Source organism: Enterococcus sp. C46 (genome assembly GCF_040887565.1).
GTDB classification, from domain to species: domain Bacteria; phylum Bacillota; class Bacilli; order Lactobacillales; family Enterococcaceae; genus Enterococcus_B; species Enterococcus_B lactis.
Map to the genome: position 1 here is coordinate 275,313 of NZ_JBFOGA010000003.1, position 21,261 is coordinate 296,573.

Genomic DNA, 21,261 nt, shown 5'->3' on the forward strand with positions numbered 1-21,261 from the left:
ACTGACAAAATAAACAATAATTTTCCGGCACAATTATTTGCTGTTTTTTACCATAACATAGTACGATCAACGTAGAAAAGGAGATGTTTTTATGAAAGTTGTTGTCATTGGCGGTGTAGCTGGCGGTCCTTCGTTTGCCACTCGTTTCCGTCGATTGAATGAAGCGCACGAAATCATTATCTATGAACGCGGAGAAAATATTTCTTATGCAAGTTGTGCTTTGCCTTATTATTTAGGAGGTGTGATCACTGACCGTGACTCGCTGATCGAACGTACACCAGAAATATTGAAAACAAAAAACAACATCGATGTCTTTACTAAACACGAAGTAACAGCAATCGATCCTTCTACTAAGCGATTAACAGTTAAAGACCTATCCACAAATGAAGAAACAAAAACAGATTACGATAAGTTGATCATCTCTTCTGGTGCTAGACCAGATTATCCGGATATTCCCGGAGTTTTTGAAGCAGAAAACGGCTTTGTCCTCCGTAGTGTGACAGATGCGGATCGAATCAAATCGTTTCTTGAAGAAAAAAAACCACAACATGTTGTCATCCTTGGCGCAGGTGTTATGGGTCTGGAATTAGCTGAGAATTTCAAGCATCGCGGCTTAGACGTGACTTTAATCGATCAATTGCCACAAGTCGCTTTCCCTTATGATCCAGAAATTGCTGATTTAGTTTATGACAAATTGCTGAAAGAAGGATTAGCCGTTCATTTAGAAACAAGAGTTACTGAGATCCGTGATAAAGGTCGAGAAATAGTATTATCAGATGGCTCCGTCCTTTCTGCTGATATGATAATCTTTGCTGTTGGTGTTTCTCCGAATAATGAAGTAGTGAAAGCAGCCGGCATACAATTATCAGATACAGGCCAGATCATTGTTGATGACCAGTTACAAACCAATCTGCCGGACATCTATGCGATTGGCGATATTATCGAAACGACTAGTGTAGTGACTGGTCAGCCGATCCAAAGTATGCTTTCCAGTGCGGCCAATCGTCAAGGACATATGTTGGCAGATATTTTAAATGGTACGCCTATGCGCTATCGCGGATATATTGGTGCGGGTGTCGCAAAAATCTTTGATCATACAGCAAGTTATGCGGGAATGACAGAACATGCATTAAAAGCATCAGGCATAACAAATTATAAAACTGTTTTTATCACTCCTTTTGACCATGCCTATTTCTATCCAGAAGCTACAAGATTAAATCTAAAGCTGATTTTTGATGCAGATAGCGGTCGGATTTTAGGTGGACAAGCATTTGGAGAAAAGGGAGTCGACAAACGGATGGGAGAACTTTCTGTAGCGATCACCGGAAACTTGACAGTCTTTGATTTGCCTGATTTGGAGTTGCCTTACTCTCCACCGTATTCTACTACCCGTGACCCGTTGAATATAGCTGGTTATGTCGCAATCAATCAAATGACAAATATCGTAGAAACGATCAAAGCAAGTGATATACCCGAAAACGATTTGAAAGAAGCGTTCTTTTTAGATATACGTGAACCTAATAAAGTACCTTCTGGCAGTATCTCGGCAACAAAAAATATTCCAATGAATGAGTTACGAGATCGAATCAATGAAATCCCAAAAGATAAAAAAGTTTACATTACTTTTAGAAGAGGATTGAATACTTATACTTCTGCACGAATCTTGTCAGGTTTGGGTATCAAAGCGATTTTGATTGAAGAATAAAAAAAACGACCGCGGTGGGTGGCCGCGGTCTAGGAGTTATTTTTACTTGAGGAGTAAAAATGAAAAAGTATATAGGGTTGTTGGTTGGTATGTATATAGAATAGAAGATAAATGTGAAGAAATTGTGCATTATTTCTTCACATTTATTAGGTTATAGTTTAAGAAAGTTTAAATATTCCACAGTTTGGTTATTTTAGGCGTTTCTTTTCATAAAATTATCAGGCATCATCTTAGTTTCTCAGCACTAGGAACTAATAAAACACTCTTTTTGGATTTTTCTTCTGTTTTTCTCTTATCTGATAAAGTTTGTTTTAATTCCTCTAATCTCGCTAAATCGATTGGTTTACGTTCCGTGATACTAGGAACTGGTGTGCTGAGAACCGCTTTTCTATATTTATAATATTTTTCCACCATCTCGTTGATTTTATAATGACGAGGGGCTATTCGACTGATTATTTCTTCTATAACTTCGTCATTCAATTTTCTATTTGGGAGATTTCCATCAAGGCAACTGATCAAAAGATTATAGCGTATTTGGACTTTTCTTTCTAATTCTTCAACGAATGGTCCACTAGTATTTGATACTTTTAAGAAATTTAATTTTTCTAATTCTATATTCAACCAATAATGAAGATAATCAGATAAATATAATTTATTTTTCAGTTTCTTAACCATCTCCTCTCTAAAATTCCCCACACATTCGTCTGGTACAGTATCGATAGAATAGGGCATCAAGGTCACTTGTGCTGATTCTACTATAGCGCCTAACCGATTATATGATTCTTCTATCGAATTAGACTGACTAGTTTCTTTCGCGTAGTATTTCCTGTAAGGTTCTAATTTTTTTAACAGATCCATATTCACATCAAATCCCACTGCTTGAAAATGAGCATTTGGCTTCTGTTGGCTTTCGTTACTTTGACTCACAAAATCATATCGCTTATTTTTTTTGAAAAATCTCGATAATATTTCATATCTATTCATACAGTCTTCTCCCTTTCTTTTGTCGATTACCATGTCATTTTATTGAAAAGAGGGAAAGGTCATTTTTTTCCTTTTGGTTTATAGAAAATGAAAGATATAGTGAAGGATTTATCGGATTCGATTGGTCATACATGTAGGATCAGGAAATAAAAAAAGTGGATTTCTCCACTTCATAAAAATCTAGCTTTTTGGAACACTACATTTTTTATAGCCAAACTTCTTTTGCGACTTGCTGCAATAATTGGATTTTCTTCCATTGTTCTTCTTCTGTTAAATGGTTTCCTTCTTCTGTTGAAGCAAACCCACATTGAGGACTGATACTTAGATTTTCCAACGGTACAAATTGTTGTGCTTCTTTTATTCGTTCTTTTATCTTCTCCGTATCTTCCAAATCTGGAAACTTAGAAGTGACTAATCCTAAAACGACTTTACTTTCTTTATTATTCCAATGTCTTAAAGGGGTAAAATCACCTGCTCGGTCAGAATCGTATTCCAAAAAGAAACCATCATAATTCGTTGAAAATAACTCTTCTGCAATGGGTTCATATCCACCGGAGAACAGCCACGAAGAAGCGTGATTCCCGCGGCAGATATGTGTCGTGATCGTCAAATCTTCTGGTTTGTCTTCCAGTGCGTTATTGATAATCTCTGTACAAATATGAGCCATTTCTTTCGGATCAATTCCTTTTTGAAGAAGTGTTTCTCTTTTAGTTTGATCAGCTAGAAACGCCCAATTTGTATCATCGAATTGCAGGTAACGGCAACCTTTTTCATAAAAAGCATGAATCGCTGCTTTGTAAGTAGATGACAAGTCCTCATAAAAATCAGATAGATCAGGATAGATCTCATTGATTTTTGAAGAACCATCGTTAGATAGAATCTCTTGTCGTAAAATCATCGTGGGACTAGGGATCGTTGCTTTTGCAACAAAAGTATCATCTGTTTCCACTACTTCTTTCAGAAAAGCAAAATCTTTTAAAAATGGGTGGTTTGGATTGAAAGATAATTTATCTACTACTCGAATATTATAAGCTGGTGCTGCTTTCCCGTGGAATGTTTGATTATATCCAGTTTCTGGAACATAACCTTCGATACCATTTAGTTCTTCTAAAAAATCTAGATGCCAAAATCCGCGCCGAAATTCGCCATCCGTAATTCCTTTGATGCCCACTGCTTTTTGATCTTCTACTAATCTCTTTATCTCCTGATCTTCGATTGTACGAAGTTCTTCTTTTGAAAGTAAGCCTTCTTGAACTTTTTTTCTTGCTTCTTTGATTGATTGCGGACGTAAGAAACTTCCGACATGATCTACTGTAAATGGTTTGTTTTTGCTCATTTCACTCACTCTTTTCTTTGTTTTTTTGTAAAAAAAAATCCTTTTACTAGCAAATACTAGTAAAAGGACGACTATACTCGTGGTACCACCTTTTTTCAGAAAAAACATTCTTTCTCTCAGCCTGACAATAAAATCAGTGGTCTTGGTAACGAAAGACTGTTCGTTTTTGCCTACCTTTCGACAAAAAATCCTCTAAGGCCATTTTCGACAGTCAACTTCTAGCTTTTTACACCAACCAAAGCCTCTCTTGAACCATTTCCTGTCTACTTTCCTTCTCATCGGATACTATTAGAATAAAATTAGAATAGCATGTTTGAAAGAAAAGTCAATAGGGGATAAGAACAAACAAAAACTAATTTGTTATCTTTAGACTACTTCCTTAAAATAATTATATCCGTTTTAACTACATAAAAAGGACTTAATTTTGGAAAAATTCCCATCAAAACTAAGTCCTTTTTATTATAGTTATGCAAATTTGCTGATTTCATCATTATTTCCGATACATGAATCTATAATACGCTTTTCTTTACTAGTTTCTCAAGTTAGTTTAAAAATTTGGAAAACAACTCCTGTATATGTCACAATTCCAATAAATTATAAAAAAGTAGTGCGGTAATAACAGCTACCACACTACTTCTCGCTCAGTACCATTTTAAAGAATAAATATTAGCATAATAATCCACAGATTACACCTAAACAAATCCCCCCACAAATTGCTCCAATACCAATTCGTTTATTAGGGGTATCTTGTTGTTGCGCAACGCTAGATTGTACCGTTACTTCTTGCATTGTTTTAGCACCTCCATATGTTTTATTAGTTATATCAAGTTACGGACAATAAACTTCGTAATTCAACATAAAATTTGTTTTTTATCCAACATTACTCACACTGATATTACTTTTAGATAAGAATTGATTATCAACATATCTCTTGTAGGTATCATGATTTTTAAGTAAATCATAGTGGTTACCTTTTCCGGTTATTTTTCCATGTTCAAGAAATAATATTTCATCTGAATCCATGATCGTTGAAAGTCTATGGGCAATAATAATTGTAATTTTATCTTTAGATAACTTTTTAATTGCACTCTGAATTATCTTTTCAGAATCAGCATCTAAATTAGCAGTAGCCTCATCAAAAATTAGGATAGGTGCATCTTTAAGAAAAGTTCTAGCAATCGCTACTCTTTGCTTTTCTCCGCCAGATAAATTTTTTCCTCTTTCTTCAATTTCCAATTGTAAATTACCTGTATTTTCGGTAAGCCTATTTAATAGATTGGTTTGGATTAGTGCTTCCTTACACTCCTGAATAGTTACTTTCCGATTTATCCCATAGGTGAGATTTTCATACAATGTTCCAGAAAGAACTGGCGTATCTTGTGAAACATAGGCTAGATTATCTCTCCAATTTTGAAGTGGGATTTCGCTAATGTCCCCTGATTGAGTTGCAATTTTCCCTGAGTTTGGAACATAAAATCTTTCAATTAGTGATAATATAGTTGTTTTTCCTGCGCCGCTGGGACCAACAATTGCGATTTTTTTTCCTTTTGCAGCTTGAAAAGATATGCTATCAAGTGTAGGTTTTTTATCTTCTTGATAACAAAAAGTAACCTCAAAAAATGATAGTTTTTCAATCTCTAAAGTTGCTAAATTTTCACTAGTTTCATACGGTTCTATCTCACATCGTAAAATTTCCAAAACTCGTTGTACTGCTCCCCGAGTACTCTGCATAGCATTAAAAAAAGAAGAAATGTTAGACAATGGATTTATCAACTGAAACATATATAAAAGGAATGCCATCAACGTTCCACTGGTGAGTGTTTCATGTACGACACGATATTGTCCAAATGCAAGTACACCCGTGAAACTAACCATCAATAATAGTAATATTACTGGCGTAATTAACGCTTGAAGTTTAGAAACTGCAAAACCTGTTTTAAACAAGCTTTTAATTTTTTCATCTCCTCGGTCTTCTTCAAATTTTTCGGCATTTGCTGATTTAACTAATTTTATTTCACCTAATATCTGATTAGAAAATCCTGTCAAGTTAGCAAGCTGATCTTGATTCTTTCTGGATAGCTTAGACATTCTTTTACCTATAGGAATTGTTACTAATGCTATTGTTGGGACTACTAACAGAATAAGCACTGTCATTTGTACATCCATAGCAATCAAAATAATCACAGAACCAATTAACGTAATACAACTGTTTAAAAAAAGTGGTATTTGTACTGTAATCATGTTTTTGATTGAAACCGAATCATTGATCAAGTAGCTAGTCAGTTCCCCAGAGCTTAGGCTATTAAAGTAGTTGACTTTCAATCTTAATAATTTATGCCATATTGTGATTCGTGTGTCTGAAACAATTTTTTCTCCCTGAAAAGCTAAGATGATACTGGAAATATAACTGAATACTAATTGAACTATCAATATCATTCCCAGTATGAAGAAATCTTTCATTCCAATGTTCTCATAAGAAAAACTATCAATAACATTTCTTATAATCAATGGAAGCATTAAACTAGCAATTGTTCCAACGATACTTAAAAAAAATGCAATTCCAACCAGAAGACGAGAAAAATTTGACTATCTCAGCAGATAAACTATTCCTTTTTTTTCGATCAAGTTTTCCATTGTGCTACCCTTCTCTAAAATTTAATAAAAAATGAGATTTTGTAAATATTAACTTCTTTCTTTATATCTAGTTCACCATTGTATTTTTCAATTGCTCGTCGAACATTAGTTAAACCAATCCCATGTTTCTCCGTTTTATTTGATTTTTTACTTTTTAAGGACTCTTTGGAATAATTATTTATACAGCTAAATACTAAATAATTATTTCTAGTTTGTATTTTTACATCAATATAAGGACTATCTAGAAATTTTGATGCTTCAATTGCATTATCAAAAATATTGCTAACAATAATAGTTAAGTCAACATCATCAATCCTCAGCTTAGGAAGTTTAACCACATCCACAATAAGTCTTATATTTAGTTCCTTACATGAGGTGTCTAACTGATTCAAAAAGTAATCAATAATAAGCTGACCTGTATATTTTTTTCCTCCCTTATCATATTCCATATTAGAAATCAGCTTACCAATATAAGTATTTCCTTCTACAGCACTTTTTTCGTACAGATGGCGAATCATTAGTAGCTGATTTTTCATATCATGTTTAACTTTATAAATTTCTTCGTTACTTTCTTTAATTGCCGTTACTTCATTTTGCTTTAATTGATAAACATGTTTTAAATACTTACTTTCAATCTGTGTTTCAATATTCTTTTTTCTAATTTCTACGTAATAAAATAGGAATGCTATACTCAGTAACAAGGACAGGACAGTCACATTAAGAGAGATTATCAAATAATCCTGATTACTCTCACCAAATACCACGCTAATAACAAATACCACAAAGCTATTAGAAATATAAAGTACTAGCATTACTAGGATCATACCGATAAAAGAAATTGGTTTCATTTTTCTATTTCTTATAAAGAAAAGACAGAAAAAGACTGTCAAATCAGATAGATAAACATCAAAAATCTGTTGCTTTATTTCTTTTTGAATTGACGATTGAGTTAGAAGTGAGTAGACGTTTCCAACACCATTAACAATAATTCCACTCATCAGCACCACCAAAAAGAATAAGAGGACAATACCAAACTTATCTCTAAGTCTATTCTCAAATAAAAATGTACAGAAAAACAAGAATAAAAAAAGTACAATTGAAGAAGCCTCAAAAATCTGGGTTACTATTATCACAAACATACTACCAACAAAGATAATAATTATAGTTGTCTTCCACGAAAACTTACTGTTTTCAAAAAACGTTTGTAGGAAATAAAAAATGAGTAATGCTTCAAATACAGTTGTTAATATATTAAATAAAGATAATAATGAGGTATCTTTGAAAAAATGAATGATTGTCTCCATATTAACTTCCCTCAAATATATATCTTTTAAATTTTTCTAAACACGATTTTTTAAACCTTCTACTTATTGGAATGATGTCTCGCCCACGCAATAAATAAACCTGATTAGAAGAAATAACATCTATGTATTCCATATTTACGATGAAAGATTGATGACATTGAACAAAGGTTTCTTTTAAATATTCTTTTGAGAAATCTTTTAGTTTAGCGTAAGTTGAAATTTCAGATTGATTATTAGGATGAATAATCAATTGTCTTTTACTGCTTTCAACATATAAAATATCCTTTTTTAGTATTCGATGAACTTCATAATTACTATGGATAACCAAGTAATCCTTTTTATTCTGTTTTTTGATACGATTTATAATCTTTTGAATCTGGGTTTTTTCAATCGGTTTAATTAGATATTGTAAAGCTTGCACATCATATCCATCGAATACGTATTCTTCAGAAGTAGTCAAAAAACATATTGGGACCTTTGTATCAAATTCTCGAATGGATTTGGATATCTCAACCCCTTGAGCTTCATCAGTAAAATAAACATCCATAAATATTAAATCAAAATGTTGGTTATTTTTTAAGTCCTTCAACAATTTTTCACCTGTTGAATAGTATTCAATCCAAATTTCTTCTTCATCTTCCAAAGTACTAATGACACTTCGGAGGTAATCAAAATAAATTTCTTCATCATCACAGATTGCAAATTTCATTTTCTCGTATCCCTTCTCTATATATCTTCTACAAAAAATATACCACAACCGTATCTTTAATTAGATTGAAATAAAGACTTTCAATAAGAAAAGTACATATACCAAAATTAAAATTACGGTATTAGAAATTTTCCCAGTACTACTCAGAAGCACCATAATAATGCTATTAAGCAGAAAGAAAAGTATTATCGACATAATAGTTGGTAGTTGCAGCAATGATAAAAAGCAAAAGATAGTTAATAGAGTAGAGTACAGAGAAATTACGTACAATAAAAAATTAGAATAGCCTTTACTAAGATAAACGTTATTGAGAATCCCTACCACTCGACCACAACTATAAATTGCAAAAGCCATAGGGAAAATATACAACAATCGAATATAAAATACTGAATCGTTCCAAATCAGTCCGACTGAACTAATCAGTATCAAACAAGCTAATAAAATATGAAAAATCTTATTTATCCAAAACAGAAATAAACACGACCTGAGAATACTCATCTCAATTCACTTCTTCTAAAAAGAAAGTTTCCAATAATTAGAAACGTAAAAATTAATAATAGACTGAAGCTTGAAACCTGAATATAACTCAGCGATTGATTGATTCCAAAACTACTAAAAAGAACAAGTGGTTCAAATTCCGCTATTTTATTGAGGATTCCTTCGTTGACTAACGGTTTTATCAGAATAAAAAGTAATTGGATTACCACCGGATATAGAAATAGACAAGTGATAATAATATGGGTATTTTTCAGAACAAATATAAGCGGAAAAGAAATACTTAAAAGCAAAAAAATGATTATCAATTGGAATGCTATTGTTCTTATGATTTCTAAAATAGATGTTGATACATGAACACCAAAAATAAAATAAGTACAAACAAACGATGCAATTAAATACATAAAATAAAAAACTGTAGTCATTAAAAATATAGTTACTACTTTTCTAAAATAAATTCCAAATCGATCTCCAGAGGCCAAAAATAATTGTTTAACCCTACCATTATCAAAATCACTTAACCAAAACGAATAGATTAAATACAGCATAAACAGTAATACCATATCAGCAGAATGTAACATCTCTAAAAGAGCATTTTTAGATGAAGTTGGATAGCTCCTGTTGGTTGCTAAAAGATTCTGTATTACTACAGTTATTGGTCGTTTGGCGTTACTACTGACCATGAAAGTTAACACTGCAAAAAAAGAACTAAGAGCCAATAAGAACAAATTTATTTTATTTTTAAGAAATCTAAAGAAATCTGCTTTTATATTCATTTAACAGCCTCCACTCTGTGTAAAAAATACTTTTCCATATCCATCACGTTTCGTTTCAAGAAAAAGGAATTTTTCATTTCCTGGTCAAGCATTGTTTGGAGCCGTTCTTCCTCATCACTCGCTAAATCAATAGATATCTCTTTTTGAGCATCAAAAGTAATTTGATTTTTAGGAAAATGTTGTTTTAAAAATTGTAGTGTATCTAGTGGTTTTGATGATTCAATAGTGAAGCCTGTAAACCCTAAATCTACGTACTCAGAAATAGAAAATTCTTCAATCAGTCGCCCCTCATGCATAATTCCATATTTAGTTGCAACTTGCTCAAGCTCACTCAAAATATGACTTGAAATCAAAAAAGTAATCCCATGTTCTTGGTTTAATTTTAATATTAGGTTTCTTATATCCTGAATTCCTTGTGGATCTAATCCATTTAGTGGTTCGTCTAAGATAATCAACTCTGGATCAGGAATTAGTGCGATTGCAATACCTAAACGTTGTTTCATACCAAGTGAGAAATTTTTAACTTTTTTCTTTCCAACTTTATCTAAATTCATCAATGCTAATATATGATCAATGTTTTCCACATTTCTATTAGTTAAAAGAGAAAAGTACTTCAGATTGTCATAAGCTGTCAATTCAGGAAAAAATACTGGATTTTCGATTAATGCACCGATTTTTTGTAATGAGTGTCTATTTAAAGGAAAACTTTTTCCAAATAACTTAATTTCACCAGAATTGTATTTAACTAATCCTGTTATAGTTCTCATAAAAGTTGTTTTTCCAGCACCATTGTTACCAATAAACCCATATATGTCTCCTTGAGAAATAGACATATTAACCTTATCTAAAACTAATACACCTTCAATCTGCTTTACTAAATCTTTTGTTTTTAATACTTCTCTACACATCGACAGCCTTCCTTTCTAAAATTTTTATTCAAAAAGGACTCACTACACAAGCAAGTCCCTTTCTTGTTTTTTGCAGCTTTACAAGATTAACAGAAAATCCCGCACACGCCACCATCACAACCAATTCCACAAATGACTCCACCACGAGGGTCTTTTGGTGCTAGCTCTTGCTGTGATTGAACTTGAATTTCACTCATGTTAATTCCTCCGTTATAATAAGACATATTTATCATTAACTAACTAAACTTAATCGCTCAGCTAGTTTTGACCAAAGTAATGGATCCGACTGAATTCTAGCAAACTGATATAGAGTTCTCTTTAAAGTTGTTATGATCGTAACACAAGTCATATCCACAACTTTTTCCTGATGTTCAATATCAAAAGTACCCAAACATGAGGAACAAATTTCTCTTGCCAGACCCTTCACAAGCAGTATATTTAGATTTATTATTTACTGCATTAGTAAACTGCAATATTGAATCCACTATATTCTGTGGATCGTCACCAATCTTCCCAAGTTTTGCAGATTCATTAGCTGTGTACATAAAACAAGGCTGTATGACTAAGTCTTCTGCTACAGACAAGGTTCCTGCACCCGCTGGACAAATAATATCCACGAATTTATTTTCGATAACAGATCTCATAATACCTAACGTAATTACTGTGGTTTGAATTTCTTGATCGTGCAAAATACATTCAAATGTATAATCAACTAAATCAATAATGTATTTTTGGTATAAAATTGAGTCATTATATAAATCTAAAGAACTGGGTTCATCAAATTGAACTGGAGCAATATGTGGAATATTCACACCAAACTCTTCACCAAAAAATTTAACTAAGTCTACTAGTGAAACTTTTTGCTTTAAATGCTCATTAGTATAGGTTCCTTCAAATCCTAAATTTTCAAGTTTCCTGTCTTTTGCCTTTCGATAGCTCTCAACTATTCGATTGTATGATCCCTTCCCCTTTGTATCAATTCTTACGGCATCATTCACTGAAGCTGGACCATCTAGGCTTAATGTCAGCGTGAAATTATTTTCCTCGAACAAATCTAATAACCTATTGGAAAGTGCATATCCATTAGTGACGATTCCATATTTAGGCTTTTTATAGTCCGGATGTGTCTCACAATATTTGTTGATATAATTGACTGCAAATTCAATTTGCTTTCCACAAAGACTAGGTTCTCCTCCAAAAAACTGAATTGCTTCTACACTTTTAAAAGAAGTTAAGAAATATTCAAGAATATTTTCCAAGGATTTATTTCTCATAACTGTTCGATTAGCAAAGGAATAGATTCCGCAATCTGCATAGCAATATTTACACCTTAAATTACAATCCGAAGTCAATACCAGTGCCAATCTTTTAACATTAAAATTCTTAGAAATTGAAGGATTCTTTTTTTGATCAATGTATTTGTCGACTTTCTGAGTTTCAATATTACTAAGCATTTCATTAATTTCTTGGACATAGGTTCCGTTTAGATGCTTTTTTAACTTAATCAAAAGGTTTGGATCATGAATCAAGTAGAATCGCATACTTGACCTTTCCACCAAAATATTTACATTGTCTTCTTTAAAAAGTTGAAATTTATCGTTCTGATTTACTTGTATTTGATTATCCATCATATCCTTCCTCTCGTTCTGAATATTAAAACGAAATGTTCTTCATTAAAACAACTTTGTAAAAATCGACAATTCTAATGTAATAATTGGCTTAAACTCAATCATTGAAAAAATCAATTTTATTAGTTACAGATATCTGCTTTAAATGAATAGTCAATTGAAGAGGTGTATACATCTTATTACTAATTATTTTTTCGTATCAAAAATACTAACTTCACTCAAAAAAATGTTCCAACGCAGTAAGTTAAAAATGGACTGTATGTTGTCTTTACCACCTCATATCCTCCTAGCAGAATTCTGAGCTATTATTCACTATTCGACATATCCTTTTCCATATTTTTCTCTGGTAGAAAACTGTGGTAGAAAAAAATAAAATAACAAAAAAAAGCGGCTTTTCAGCCGCTTTTGGTAGAAAATTGGAAAACTCAAATAGAAAAAGGTCGCTTTTTCTCTATTTAGAAGGTTGATAAATCCCCAGTTTTACTGAGTTTTGCCATCATTTCCGATACATCTTGAATTCTAAGAATAGATCATTATAGATGCCTAGGTATTTCGATCCTAGATCTTCATAGACTTCAAGATGAGAGATCGTGTCATCAGATGGATAAAATTGTTCGTCCGACGAAATGTCTTTTGGCAATAACGCTTTTGCTTTTTCATTTGGTGTAGAATAACCAATATACTCTGCATTTTGTGCCGCGTTTTCCGGTTCTAGCATAAAGTTGATGAAATCATAGGCACCTTCTTTATTTTTCGCAGTTTTTGGCATAACGATATTATCAAACCAAAGATTGGACCCTTCTGGTGGGATCACGTAATGTAAATGTTCATTTTCCCACATCATATCGGCAGCTTCGCCAGAAAATGTTACTGCCACGGAAGCTTCTTCATTGATCATATACATTTTGATTTCATCAGCCACGATTGCTTTGACATTTGGTGTTAGATGATTCAATTTATTTGCTGCTTCTGTCAGCTGTGCCATATTCTTACTATTCAAAGAATAGCCTAAACTATTCAAAGAAAGCCCCATAACTTCTCGTGCACCATCAATCAGCATCAAACTGTCTTTCAATTCCGGCTTCCACAAATCATCCCAATGCTGGATTTGATCTGCATCAAAGAATTTATCATTATATACGATCCCTAAAGTTCCCCAAAAATATGGAATCGAATACTGATTATCTGGATCAAAATCCAAATTTAAAAATCGTGGATCGATATTATTTAATCCTTTGATCTTTGAATGATCTAAGGGTAGCACTAGTTTTTCTTTGATCATTTTTTGGATCATATATTCACTTGGAATAGCGATATCGTAGTTTGTTCCACCTTGTTGGATTTTTGTGAACATCGCTTCATTAGAATCAAATGTTTCATAATTTACTTTGTATCCATATTCTTTTTCAAATTTCGTGATCAAACTAGGATCGATATAATCCCCCCAGTTATAGATCGTCAGTACCTTTGCTCCACTCATGCCACTTGTTTTTTCAAGTTGACGAACACCAAGAAGTAGCACCGCAATAATGATAAGAATACCTAAAAACAGAGATTGTAATTTTTTCATCGTAGCCGTGCCACCCCCTCGCGTACTCTTCTGTTTTTCTTCAACCGTTTTGGACGGTTTTCTTTACTAATGAAGTAGTAACCAATGACCAATATCATGGAGAACAAGAAAACTAATGCACTTAGCGCATTGATTTCTAAACTGATTCCTTGTCTTGCACGAGAATAAATCTCTACTGAGAGCGTTGTAAAGCCATTTCCTGTGACGAAAAACGTAACCGCAAAATCATCAAGAGAATAGGTAAATGCCATAAAATACCCAGCTATGATCCCTGGAGAAAGATAAGGCAAAATGATATTTTTGACTACTTGCAAATTATTCGCACCAAGATCTCTAGCCGCATCAACCATTGAATCGTTCATTTCTTGCAATTTTGGCAAGACCATCAAGACGACGATTGGAATGCTGAAAGCAATATGGGAAAGCAATACACTCTGAAAACCTAATCCGAACCCTAGTAGTGTAAAGAAAATCAAGAAACTAGCACCGATAATAACATCAGGAGAGACTAATAAGATGTTATTCATGCTCAACAACGCTGTCCGTGCACGTCGTTTCTTCGTGTAATAGATCCCCATAGCCCCAAATGTCCCGATGATCGTGGCGATCAATGCAGATAAGAAAGCCAACATGAACGTATTCAATACGATAATGATCAAACGAGTATCTTCAAAAACAGCTTCATAATTTTCCCAAGTGAACCCTGTAAAGCTGTTCATCGTTCCTCCTTCATTGAAGGAATAAAAAATCAGATAGAAGATCGGTGCATATAAGAATAAAAAGACGATCCCTAAATAAAGATACGACCATTTAAATTTTTTCATTTATGAGCGACCTCCTTTTTTCTTCTCGCCTGTCAGGAGCATCACGATAAACATAGCAATGATTAAAATCACACCGATCGTAGAACCCATCCCCCAGTTTTGCGTAACCAAGAAATGCTGTTCGATAGCTGTTCCTAAAGTGATCACTCGGTTTCCACCAATCAGACGAGTGAGCATGAATAAAGAAAGAGAAGGAATAAAGACTGCTTGGACGCCGCTTTTCACACCATTTAATGATAATGGAAAAATCACTCGTCGGAAGGTCTCAAAGCTATTCGCTCCTAAATCTCTGCTGGCACTGATCAAAGAAGGATTCATCTCTTCCAATGCATTGAAAATCGGCATAATCATAAATGGAATCTCGATATACGTTGCGACGAACAAGAAACTGAAGTCTGTGAACAATATCTGTTTCGGTCCGATCCCGATAAAATCAAAGAAATGATTCACGCTGCCGTGAACACTGAAAATTCCAATAAATGCGTAAGCTTTAAGCAGCAGATTCACCCATGTAGGCAAAATAATCAACATCAGCCATAATTGCTTGTGCTTCAGTTTTGTTAAAAAATAAGCAGTCGGGTAACTGATGATCAGTGTAAAAAACGTAATCAAAAATGCATACCATACAGAATTGATCGTCATAGAAAGCGATGTCCCCGACGTAAAATAAGATAGATAGTTATTCAGCGTGAATTGCCCATTCATATCAAAAAAAGATTGATAAATGATCATTAATACAGGCGCGATCACGAATAAACCGAGCCACAAAATATAAGGGACGGAATAGATCCTGCGCATTGTTTTCATTCTTGTCCCCCCTATTCTTCGTAACTGTCAAGACGTGCATCGAATTCTTCTTCAGACTCGTTGAAACGCATGACATGGATATCTTCTGGCTCAAAGGCCAATCCTACTTTGCTTCCTTCTTTAGCTTTTTTCGTCGAATGGACCATCCATTCATTTTGCTGTTCATCATAACAGATGATTTCATAATGGACACCACGAAACAGCTGAGTATCGACCGTTACGACTAGCTTTCCTTTATCTGGTGTCGTGATCGTCAAATCCTCTGGGCGTAAAACAACTTCAACTGGCTCATTCGGGCGCATCCCGCCATCGACACATTCAAATTGCTTACCAACAAACTCAACTAGATTATCTTCGATCATCACACCGTCCACGATATTGCTTTCCCCAACAAAATCAGCAACGAAATGATTGATTGGCTCATCATAAATATCTACAGGCGTACCACTTTGGACGATTTTCCCTTTATTCATGACAAAAATCTCATCACTCATCGCCAACGCTTCTTCTTGATCATGAGTCACAAAAATAAACGTGATCCCTAATCGTTGTTGCAGATCCCGCAGTTCATACTGCATATCTGTACGTAGTTTCAAATCAAGCGCCGATAACGGTTCATCTAGTAACAATACTTTAGGTTCGTTCACGATTGCTCGTGCAATCGCTACACGCTGTCTTTGACCACCAGACATTTCACTGATCTCCCGTTTCTCATATCCAGGAAGCTGGACCATACGCAATGCATCTTTTACCTTCTTTTCGATATCAGATTTGGACATTTTTTTGATCTTCAATCCAAAAGCAACGTTATCAAAAACATTCATATGAGGAAAAAGTGCATAATCTTGGAAGACGGTATTTACTTGTCGCTTATTAGCTGGCAAATCATTCAACCGTTTCCCTTCAAAATAGATGTCCCCTTCTGTAGCTTCGGTGAATCCAGCTATAATACGTAGGATCGTTGTTTTACCACAGCCGGAAGGACCAAGCAGTGTATAAAATTTTCCTTGTTCGATCTCAAAACTTACTTTTTTTAATACTGTTTCATCATCATAGCGTTTCACTACTTGATCAAATGAAATGATTGGTTTCCCCACGTTTTTACCCCCTATATTACAAATATGATTGTGTCGCGACAATCAATACTTTTGTTCGTTTTTTGAGATGATTCCTTAATTGATGTTGTTTTGTCGCTTGATAATAGATCGACTGTCCTGCTTTTGCCACATAGATCGTCTCTCCTAAGCTTAACTCTAATTCCCCTTCTAATACAAAAATAAACGTTTCAGATAATGAAGGTTCAAACGTCTTATATTCTCCTGCACCTTCAAAAGTTAGTAAAACAGGCTCCATTTCTTTTTCATTCGAATCAGCCACCAGCCATTCCAATTCATACCCGTTTTCTTCATCGAAATAAACCGTATGATCTTCTTTTGAATAAACCACTTGCAGATTCGCTGCTTCTTGATGAAAAAATTCTTCTGGAGTGACACCTAAGACTTCAAGAATAGAAAAGAATGTTTCCATTGATGGTGAACTTAAATCTCGTTCCAACTGGGAAATATACCCTTTTGACAAATCTGTGCGTTCGCCTAGTTCTTCTTGTGTCAAATTCTTTTGGATGCGCAAATTTCTTAACTTCTCACCAATTTCCATAATTTCCTCCGTATGAAGTTTTCTAATAGTAAACTTCTGGTTTACTACCACTCGTATTAGTATACGAATTTTATTGCAAAAGGCAACCCTTTTTAACATTTTTTTTGCTGAATATTTCTTTATCTTTTCGAATCATTTCTACTTATTCGATTCTTTCTTTTTTCTACCTCTTTCACCTAATTTTTGTCTAAATTTAAGGAAGAACCAGAATAAAAAAGTAGGCTTTGTGGTATGATAAAAGAAAATTTTTAAAAGGAGTGTCTCACGAATGAACGCTTTTCGATCTTTTCAGGTAATAAATGAACCTGTTTTCCATACAGCAATCAGTGATCTGCCATTTACTGAATTGGCTGAAAATGAAGTCTTGGTAAAAATTGCCTATTCTGATGTCAATTATAAAGATGCATTGGCAATGAGCGAGTCTGGTCAGGTGATACGAACATATCCAATGACTCCAGGGATTGATTTATCCGGAACTGTCGTCCAAAGTAAAGATTCACGTTTTTCAGAAGGAGATCTTGTACTTGCTACTGGTTTTGGGCTTGGTGTCACCTATCCAGGCGGTTACAGCCAATACCAAAAAGTACCAGGAGACTGGTTAGTCCCTCTACCGAAAAATATGACACTGCGTCAAGCGATGATTTTTGGTACAGCAGGTTTTACTGCTATGTTGTGTGTGAACGCTTTAATCCGTCAAGGCATAACCTCCAATAAAAAAGTTGTCGTTACTGGTGCTTCTGGCGGTGTAGGCAGTGTAGCTGTCGCCCTGTTACATAAACTCGGATTCCAGTCAATCATCGCTTTTTCCAGAAAAGAAGAGTCTGTCACATGGCTAAAAAGTTTAGGTGCTTCTCAAGTCGTACGTCCTGATGAATTTCTGCCAGAAACAACAAAAGCTTTAGGAAAACAGCAAATCGATGCTGTCATCGACACAGTAGGCGGTGAGCAACTAAGTAGTCTTCTTCCATTGATCTCTTATAACGGTGTAGCAGCTTTATGTGGTAATGCAGGGGGAATCAAACTAAACACGACCGTTTTGCCTTTTATTCTGCGAAACATCCAATTGATTGGGATCGATTCTGTCAATGTACCTATTGAACAACGTCCTTCTTTATGGCAACAGATGGCAGATTTGCAGATGGCAGATGATCTAGTCGCCCAAGAAGTAACTCTGCAGCATTTGCCTGAAACAGCAACTAAACTACTTGCTGGGACACATCAAGGAAGAACACTGGTAAATGTAGGTGACCAAAAATGAAGGTTCTGATCACAGCTGGAGGGACAACTGAAAAAATCGATCAGGTACGCGCTATTACGAATCATTCGACAGGACGATTAGGACAAGCTTTAGCTGATCACTTAGCTGCCAACCCAGATACCACAGTCGATTACGTGACTACGAGACAAGCACTGAAACCGGAAAGACGTTCCAATATAACGATCTATACGATTGAGTCTGCCCAAGACTTGTTTTTACAATTAGAAACACTCACAAAAAAAGAACACTATGATGCAATTATCCACAGTATGGCAGTCAGTGATTTTACTCCTGCTTTTAGTTTTTCAGAAGAACAGTTGGCAAAAAAACTACCCGCTTCTTCAACACAAGAAGAACTGGCCAATTGGTTTGCAGAAAATGAACAAATAAAGAACTCTGCTTCAAAGATCTCTTCTGACACCGAGCATCTTGTGCTCGTTTTGAAGAAAACGCCAAAAATCATTTCTTATCTGCGTGAATGGCAGCCGAAAGCGAAAATCATTGGTTTTAAACTATTAGTAGACGTACCAAAGGAATCTCTTCTTACAGTCGCCAAAAACAGTCTGATAAATAACAAAACTGATTTTATTTTCGCGAATGATTTGACAGAAATCCATGGCGAGACACACCACGGTTATCTCTTATCTAAAGATGGGACAGTGGAAGAAGCACAAAGTAAATCAGAGATTGCTGCATTGATTACTGAAAAAATTAGATTGGAGGAATCAAAATGAAAAAGATCTTATTAGGCGTTACCGGAAGTATTTCTGCTTACAAAAGTGCCGATCTTACAAGTCAATTTGTCAAATCAGGTGTCCAAGTAGATGTGATTATGTCTCAAAGCAGCACACATTTTATCACGCCATTAACCTTGCAATCTCTGTCGAAGCGAGCAGTCCATACAGATGTCATGCAAGAATCAAATCCACAGGTGATCAATCATATCGAACTAGCCAAACAAGCTGACTTGTTTCTCATCGCACCTGCTACGGCAAACATTATCGGCAAGCTAGCAAACGGCATTGCAGACGATCTCCTTTCAACAGTCGCAATGGCGCTTCCGGCGGGAACACCAAAACTGATTGCCCCTGCCATGAACACGAATATGTATCAAAACCCGATCACTCAGCGTAATCTGGAAACATTGAGATCTGTCGGCTATCAGGAAATCGAACCAAAAGAATCTCTTTTAGCTTGCGGAGATTTTGGAAAAGGTGCCTTAGCTGATATTCAGACGATCATCGAACAGGTCATGCTGACTCTTAACGAAAGAAATGTTTAGTGGAAAAGGAGTACTTATGAAAAATACAAAAAACTTTACTTTGACTGCGATGTTTTTAGCTATTTTGATTTTATTAGCTGTTACGCCTCTAGGGTTTATTCCTATTGGCCCAATAAATGCAACAACCATGCATATACCTGTAATCATTGCTTCGATCGTTTTAGGACCAAGACTAGGTGCTTTTCTTGGCGGTACATTTGGACTGATCAGTATGATTCGAAGTACGGTTATCCAAACACCTTTGTCTTTTGTCTTTTCTCCGTTCATCCCAGTCATCGGAACTGAACATGGAAGCTGGAAAGCCTTGTTGATCGCGTTTATCCCTCGGATCTTGATTGGTGTTGTTCCTTATTTCGTTTATAATGGTCTGCGCAAACTGATGAAACAAAAAGCAGATACCGTCTCTTTATTCTTAGCAGGACTTGCCGGCTCATTGACCAATACGATTTTAGTGATGAATATGATCTACTTTTTATTCCAGCAAGATTATGCCAAAGTCATCGGGACAAATTTAAATGCTGTTTATTCAGCTATTCTTGCAGTTATTTTTACAAGTGGCGTACCTGAAGGAATCGTCGCTGGCCTTGCGACTGCGGCAGTATGCAATGTCTTGCTAAGATACTTCAAGCGCCCTTCTCTTCATCACTGATAGTTATCGTAGCCGATGTCTGATTTTTTTCTCTTTTGGTGTTACTATTAAATAGTAAGATTTGACGTCGAAAGGATGATCCAAATGAAAATTTTTGTTGTAGGTGCAAACGGACAGATTGGCCGACACCTGATAAAAGATCTAGCTTCAAGCTCCCACGAAATTTTTGCTGGGGTAAGAGATGTCGCTTCCCAGACATTAGTAAAAAAAGAGAATGTTTCGTATGTCTCTTTTGATTTAACTTGGTCCGTGGAAAAAATGGCTGAAGCATTCAAAGGTATCGATGTATTGATTTTTGCTGCCGGTTCTCAAGGAAAGAATCTTCTGCAAGTAGACTTGGATGGCGCAATCAAAACAGTGATTGCAGCTGAAAATGCGCATGTTTCTCGCTATCTGATGGTCAGTGCTGTTTATGCGGATGAACCAGCAAAATGGCCTGAGTCCATGACAGATTATTATATTACTAAACATTATGCAGATGAATGGCTGAAACGAACTAACTTAGATTTTGTCATTCTTCAACCAGTCACATTGACGAACGATGAAGAAGTTACTTCCATTCAATTAACTAAGCCTAATGAGAAGGCATCAAAAACGATCACTCGCTCTACAGTTGCTGCTGTACTTGCCGCTCTAGTGGAAGAAACGGATATTTCCCGTACGACTCTAGTACTTTCTGAAGGTAGCAAAGAGTTGAATACAGCATTCCAAGAATGGGCAAAGGAGGAATAGATCC

At 35.0% G+C, this 21,261-nt stretch carries 20 protein-coding genes and 1 other annotated feature; of the genes, 6 read left to right on the forward strand and 14 right to left on the reverse strand.

The genetic code is table 11. The annotated features are described in order from the left end of the window. The first annotated feature begins 91 nt into the window (after positions 1-91). Positions 92-1,705, forward strand: a complete 1,614-nt coding sequence (locus AB3I27_RS07000; RefSeq protein ID WP_104869266.1) for an FAD-dependent oxidoreductase — start codon at positions 92-94, stop codon at positions 1,703-1,705. 225 nt (positions 1,706-1,930) lie between these two features. Here the strand turns inward: AB3I27_RS07000 and AB3I27_RS07005 are convergent, their stop codons facing one another. The 14 genes from AB3I27_RS07005 to AB3I27_RS07070 form a co-directional block, all read right to left on the reverse strand. Then, positions 1,931-2,689 carry a hypothetical protein gene (locus AB3I27_RS07005; protein WP_235688743.1) on the reverse strand — a complete coding sequence of 253 codons (759 nt, stop codon included), beginning with the start codon at positions 2,687-2,689 and terminating at the stop codon, positions 1,931-1,933. Between the two features lie 205 nt (positions 2,690-2,894). After that, positions 2,895-4,025 (reverse strand): 5-methyltetrahydropteroyltriglutamate--homocysteine S-methyltransferase, encoded by a 1,131-nt coding sequence (locus AB3I27_RS07010; RefSeq protein WP_002308430.1) that lies wholly within the window; start codon positions 4,023-4,025, stop codon positions 2,895-2,897. A gap of 60 nt (positions 4,026-4,085) precedes the next feature. Beyond that, positions 4,086-4,313 (reverse strand) — a binding site (T-box leader). A 378-nt stretch (positions 4,314-4,691) separates the two neighbouring features. Beyond that, entirely contained in the window at positions 4,692-4,814 is a 123-nt protein-coding gene (locus AB3I27_RS07015) for a hypothetical protein (RefSeq protein ID WP_262389375.1), read from the reverse strand. 81 nt (positions 4,815-4,895) lie between these two features. Beyond that, positions 4,896-6,593: an ABC transporter ATP-binding protein gene (locus AB3I27_RS07020; protein ID WP_265328427.1), complete on the reverse strand. Its 1,698-nt coding sequence runs from the start codon at positions 6,591-6,593 to the stop codon at positions 4,896-4,898. Between the two features lie 80 nt (positions 6,594-6,673). Next, positions 6,674-7,963, reverse strand: coding sequence for a sensor histidine kinase (locus AB3I27_RS07025; protein WP_002312174.1), 1,290 nt, complete (start codon positions 7,961-7,963; stop codon positions 6,674-6,676). Between the two features lies 1 nt (position 7,964). Next, the gene (locus tag AB3I27_RS07030) at positions 7,965-8,672 is read right to left on the reverse strand and encodes a LytTR family DNA-binding domain-containing protein (protein WP_104869265.1); all 708 of its coding nucleotides are present in this window, start codon (positions 8,670-8,672) and stop codon (positions 7,965-7,967) included. Positions 8,673-9,166: 494 nt separating this feature from the next. After that, entirely contained in the window at positions 9,167-9,943 is a 777-nt protein-coding gene (locus AB3I27_RS07035) for an ABC transporter permease (protein WP_002312172.1), read from the reverse strand. Continuing rightward, positions 9,940-10,851, reverse strand: coding sequence for an ATP-binding cassette domain-containing protein (locus tag AB3I27_RS07040; RefSeq protein ID WP_065763699.1), 912 nt, complete (start codon positions 10,849-10,851; stop codon positions 9,940-9,942). Before AB3I27_RS07040 ends, AB3I27_RS07035 begins: the two co-directional genes overlap by 4 nt. A gap of 377 nt (positions 10,852-11,228) precedes the next feature. After that, positions 11,229-12,479: a radical SAM protein gene (locus tag AB3I27_RS07045; RefSeq protein WP_235688741.1), complete on the reverse strand. Its 1,251-nt coding sequence runs from the start codon at positions 12,477-12,479 to the stop codon at positions 11,229-11,231. A gap of 496 nt (positions 12,480-12,975) precedes the next feature. Beyond that, positions 12,976-14,049, reverse strand: coding sequence for an ABC transporter substrate-binding protein (locus AB3I27_RS07050; protein ID WP_024635601.1), 1,074 nt, complete (start codon positions 14,047-14,049; stop codon positions 12,976-12,978). Continuing rightward, on the reverse strand, positions 14,046-14,873 hold the full coding sequence (locus AB3I27_RS07055; protein WP_002308417.1) for an ABC transporter permease: 828 nt from the start codon (positions 14,871-14,873) through the stop codon (positions 14,046-14,048). Before AB3I27_RS07055 ends, AB3I27_RS07050 begins: the two co-directional genes overlap by 4 nt. Further along, the gene (locus AB3I27_RS07060; protein WP_002287038.1) at positions 14,874-15,680 is read right to left on the reverse strand and encodes an ABC transporter permease; all 807 of its coding nucleotides are present in this window, start codon (positions 15,678-15,680) and stop codon (positions 14,874-14,876) included. Between the two features lie 11 nt (positions 15,681-15,691). Next, on the reverse strand, positions 15,692-16,777 hold the full coding sequence (locus tag AB3I27_RS07065) for an ABC transporter ATP-binding protein (RefSeq protein ID WP_002308416.1): 1,086 nt from the start codon (positions 16,775-16,777) through the stop codon (positions 15,692-15,694). 16 nt (positions 16,778-16,793) lie between these two features. After that, positions 16,794-17,336, reverse strand: a complete 543-nt coding sequence (locus AB3I27_RS07070) for a helix-turn-helix domain-containing protein (protein WP_002308415.1) — start codon at positions 17,334-17,336, stop codon at positions 16,794-16,796. Between the two features lie 268 nt (positions 17,337-17,604). Between AB3I27_RS07070 and AB3I27_RS07075 the strand changes: the two genes are divergently transcribed. The 5 genes from AB3I27_RS07075 (at position 17,605) to AB3I27_RS07095 (ending at position 21,257) form a co-directional block, all read left to right on the forward strand. Further along, the gene (locus tag AB3I27_RS07075; RefSeq protein ID WP_222897024.1) at positions 17,605-18,594 is read left to right on the forward strand and encodes an oxidoreductase; all 990 of its coding nucleotides are present in this window, start codon (positions 17,605-17,607) and stop codon (positions 18,592-18,594) included. Further along, the gene (locus AB3I27_RS07080) at positions 18,591-19,328 is read left to right on the forward strand and encodes a phosphopantothenate--cysteine ligase (RefSeq protein WP_104869264.1); all 738 of its coding nucleotides are present in this window, start codon (positions 18,591-18,593) and stop codon (positions 19,326-19,328) included. The genes AB3I27_RS07075 and AB3I27_RS07080 overlap by 4 nt, the downstream gene beginning before the upstream one ends. Next, positions 19,325-19,876, forward strand: coding sequence for a phosphopantothenoylcysteine decarboxylase (gene coaC, locus AB3I27_RS07085; protein ID WP_002308411.1), 552 nt, complete (start codon positions 19,325-19,327; stop codon positions 19,874-19,876). The genes AB3I27_RS07080 and coaC overlap by 4 nt, the downstream gene beginning before the upstream one ends. A gap of 16 nt (positions 19,877-19,892) precedes the next feature. Next, positions 19,893-20,525: an ECF transporter S component gene (locus AB3I27_RS07090; protein WP_002308409.1), complete on the forward strand. Its 633-nt coding sequence runs from the start codon at positions 19,893-19,895 to the stop codon at positions 20,523-20,525. Between the two features lie 84 nt (positions 20,526-20,609). Further along, on the forward strand, positions 20,610-21,257 hold the full coding sequence (locus AB3I27_RS07095) for an NAD(P)-binding oxidoreductase (protein WP_002308407.1): 648 nt from the start codon (positions 20,610-20,612) through the stop codon (positions 21,255-21,257). Positions 21,258-21,261 lie beyond the last annotated feature (4 nt).

Bases quoted from the DNA above. Each gene is read 5' to 3' on its own strand.
- AB3I27_RS07060 (WP_002287038.1), bottom strand. From the start codon at position 15,680: ATGAAAACAATGCGCAGGATCTATTCCGTCCCTTATATTTTGTGGCTC.
- AB3I27_RS07090 (WP_002308409.1), top strand. From the start codon at position 19,893: ATGAAAAATACAAAAAACTTTACTTTGACTGCGATGTTTTTAGCTATT.
- AB3I27_RS07005 (WP_235688743.1), bottom strand. From the start codon at position 2,689: ATGAATAGATATGAAATATTATCGAGATTTTTCAAAAAAAATAAGCGA.
- AB3I27_RS07050 (WP_024635601.1), bottom strand. From the start codon at position 14,049: ATGAAAAAATTACAATCTCTGTTTTTAGGTATTCTTATCATTATTGCG.
- AB3I27_RS07095 (WP_002308407.1), top strand. From the start codon at position 20,610: ATGAAAATTTTTGTTGTAGGTGCAAACGGACAGATTGGCCGACACCTG.
- AB3I27_RS07010 (WP_002308430.1), bottom strand. From the start codon at position 4,025: ATGAGCAAAAACAAACCATTTACAGTAGATCATGTCGGAAGTTTCTTA.
- AB3I27_RS07075 (WP_222897024.1), top strand. From the start codon at position 17,605: ATGAACGCTTTTCGATCTTTTCAGGTAATAAATGAACCTGTTTTCCAT.
- AB3I27_RS07045 (WP_235688741.1), bottom strand. From the start codon at position 12,479: ATGGATAATCAAATACAAGTAAATCAGAACGATAAATTTCAACTTTTT.
- AB3I27_RS07000 (WP_104869266.1), top strand. From the start codon at position 92: ATGAAAGTTGTTGTCATTGGCGGTGTAGCTGGCGGTCCTTCGTTTGCC.
- AB3I27_RS07070 (WP_002308415.1), bottom strand. From the start codon at position 17,336: ATGGAAATTGGTGAGAAGTTAAGAAATTTGCGCATCCAAAAGAATTTG.
- AB3I27_RS07055 (WP_002308417.1), bottom strand. From the start codon at position 14,873: ATGAAAAAATTTAAATGGTCGTATCTTTATTTAGGGATCGTCTTTTTA.
- AB3I27_RS07035 (WP_002312172.1), bottom strand. From the start codon at position 9,943: ATGAATATAAAAGCAGATTTCTTTAGATTTCTTAAAAATAAAATAAAT.
- AB3I27_RS07030 (WP_104869265.1), bottom strand. From the start codon at position 8,672: ATGAAATTTGCAATCTGTGATGATGAAGAAATTTATTTTGATTACCTC.
- AB3I27_RS07025 (WP_002312174.1), bottom strand. From the start codon at position 7,963: ATGGAGACAATCATTCATTTTTTCAAAGATACCTCATTATTATCTTTA.
- AB3I27_RS07015 (WP_262389375.1), bottom strand. From the start codon at position 4,814: ATGCAAGAAGTAACGGTACAATCTAGCGTTGCGCAACAACAAGATACC.
- AB3I27_RS07080 (WP_104869264.1), top strand. From the start codon at position 18,591: ATGAAGGTTCTGATCACAGCTGGAGGGACAACTGAAAAAATCGATCAG.
- coaC (WP_002308411.1), top strand. From the start codon at position 19,325: ATGAAAAAGATCTTATTAGGCGTTACCGGAAGTATTTCTGCTTACAAA.
- AB3I27_RS07040 (WP_065763699.1), bottom strand. From the start codon at position 10,851: ATGTGTAGAGAAGTATTAAAAACAAAAGATTTAGTAAAGCAGATTGAA.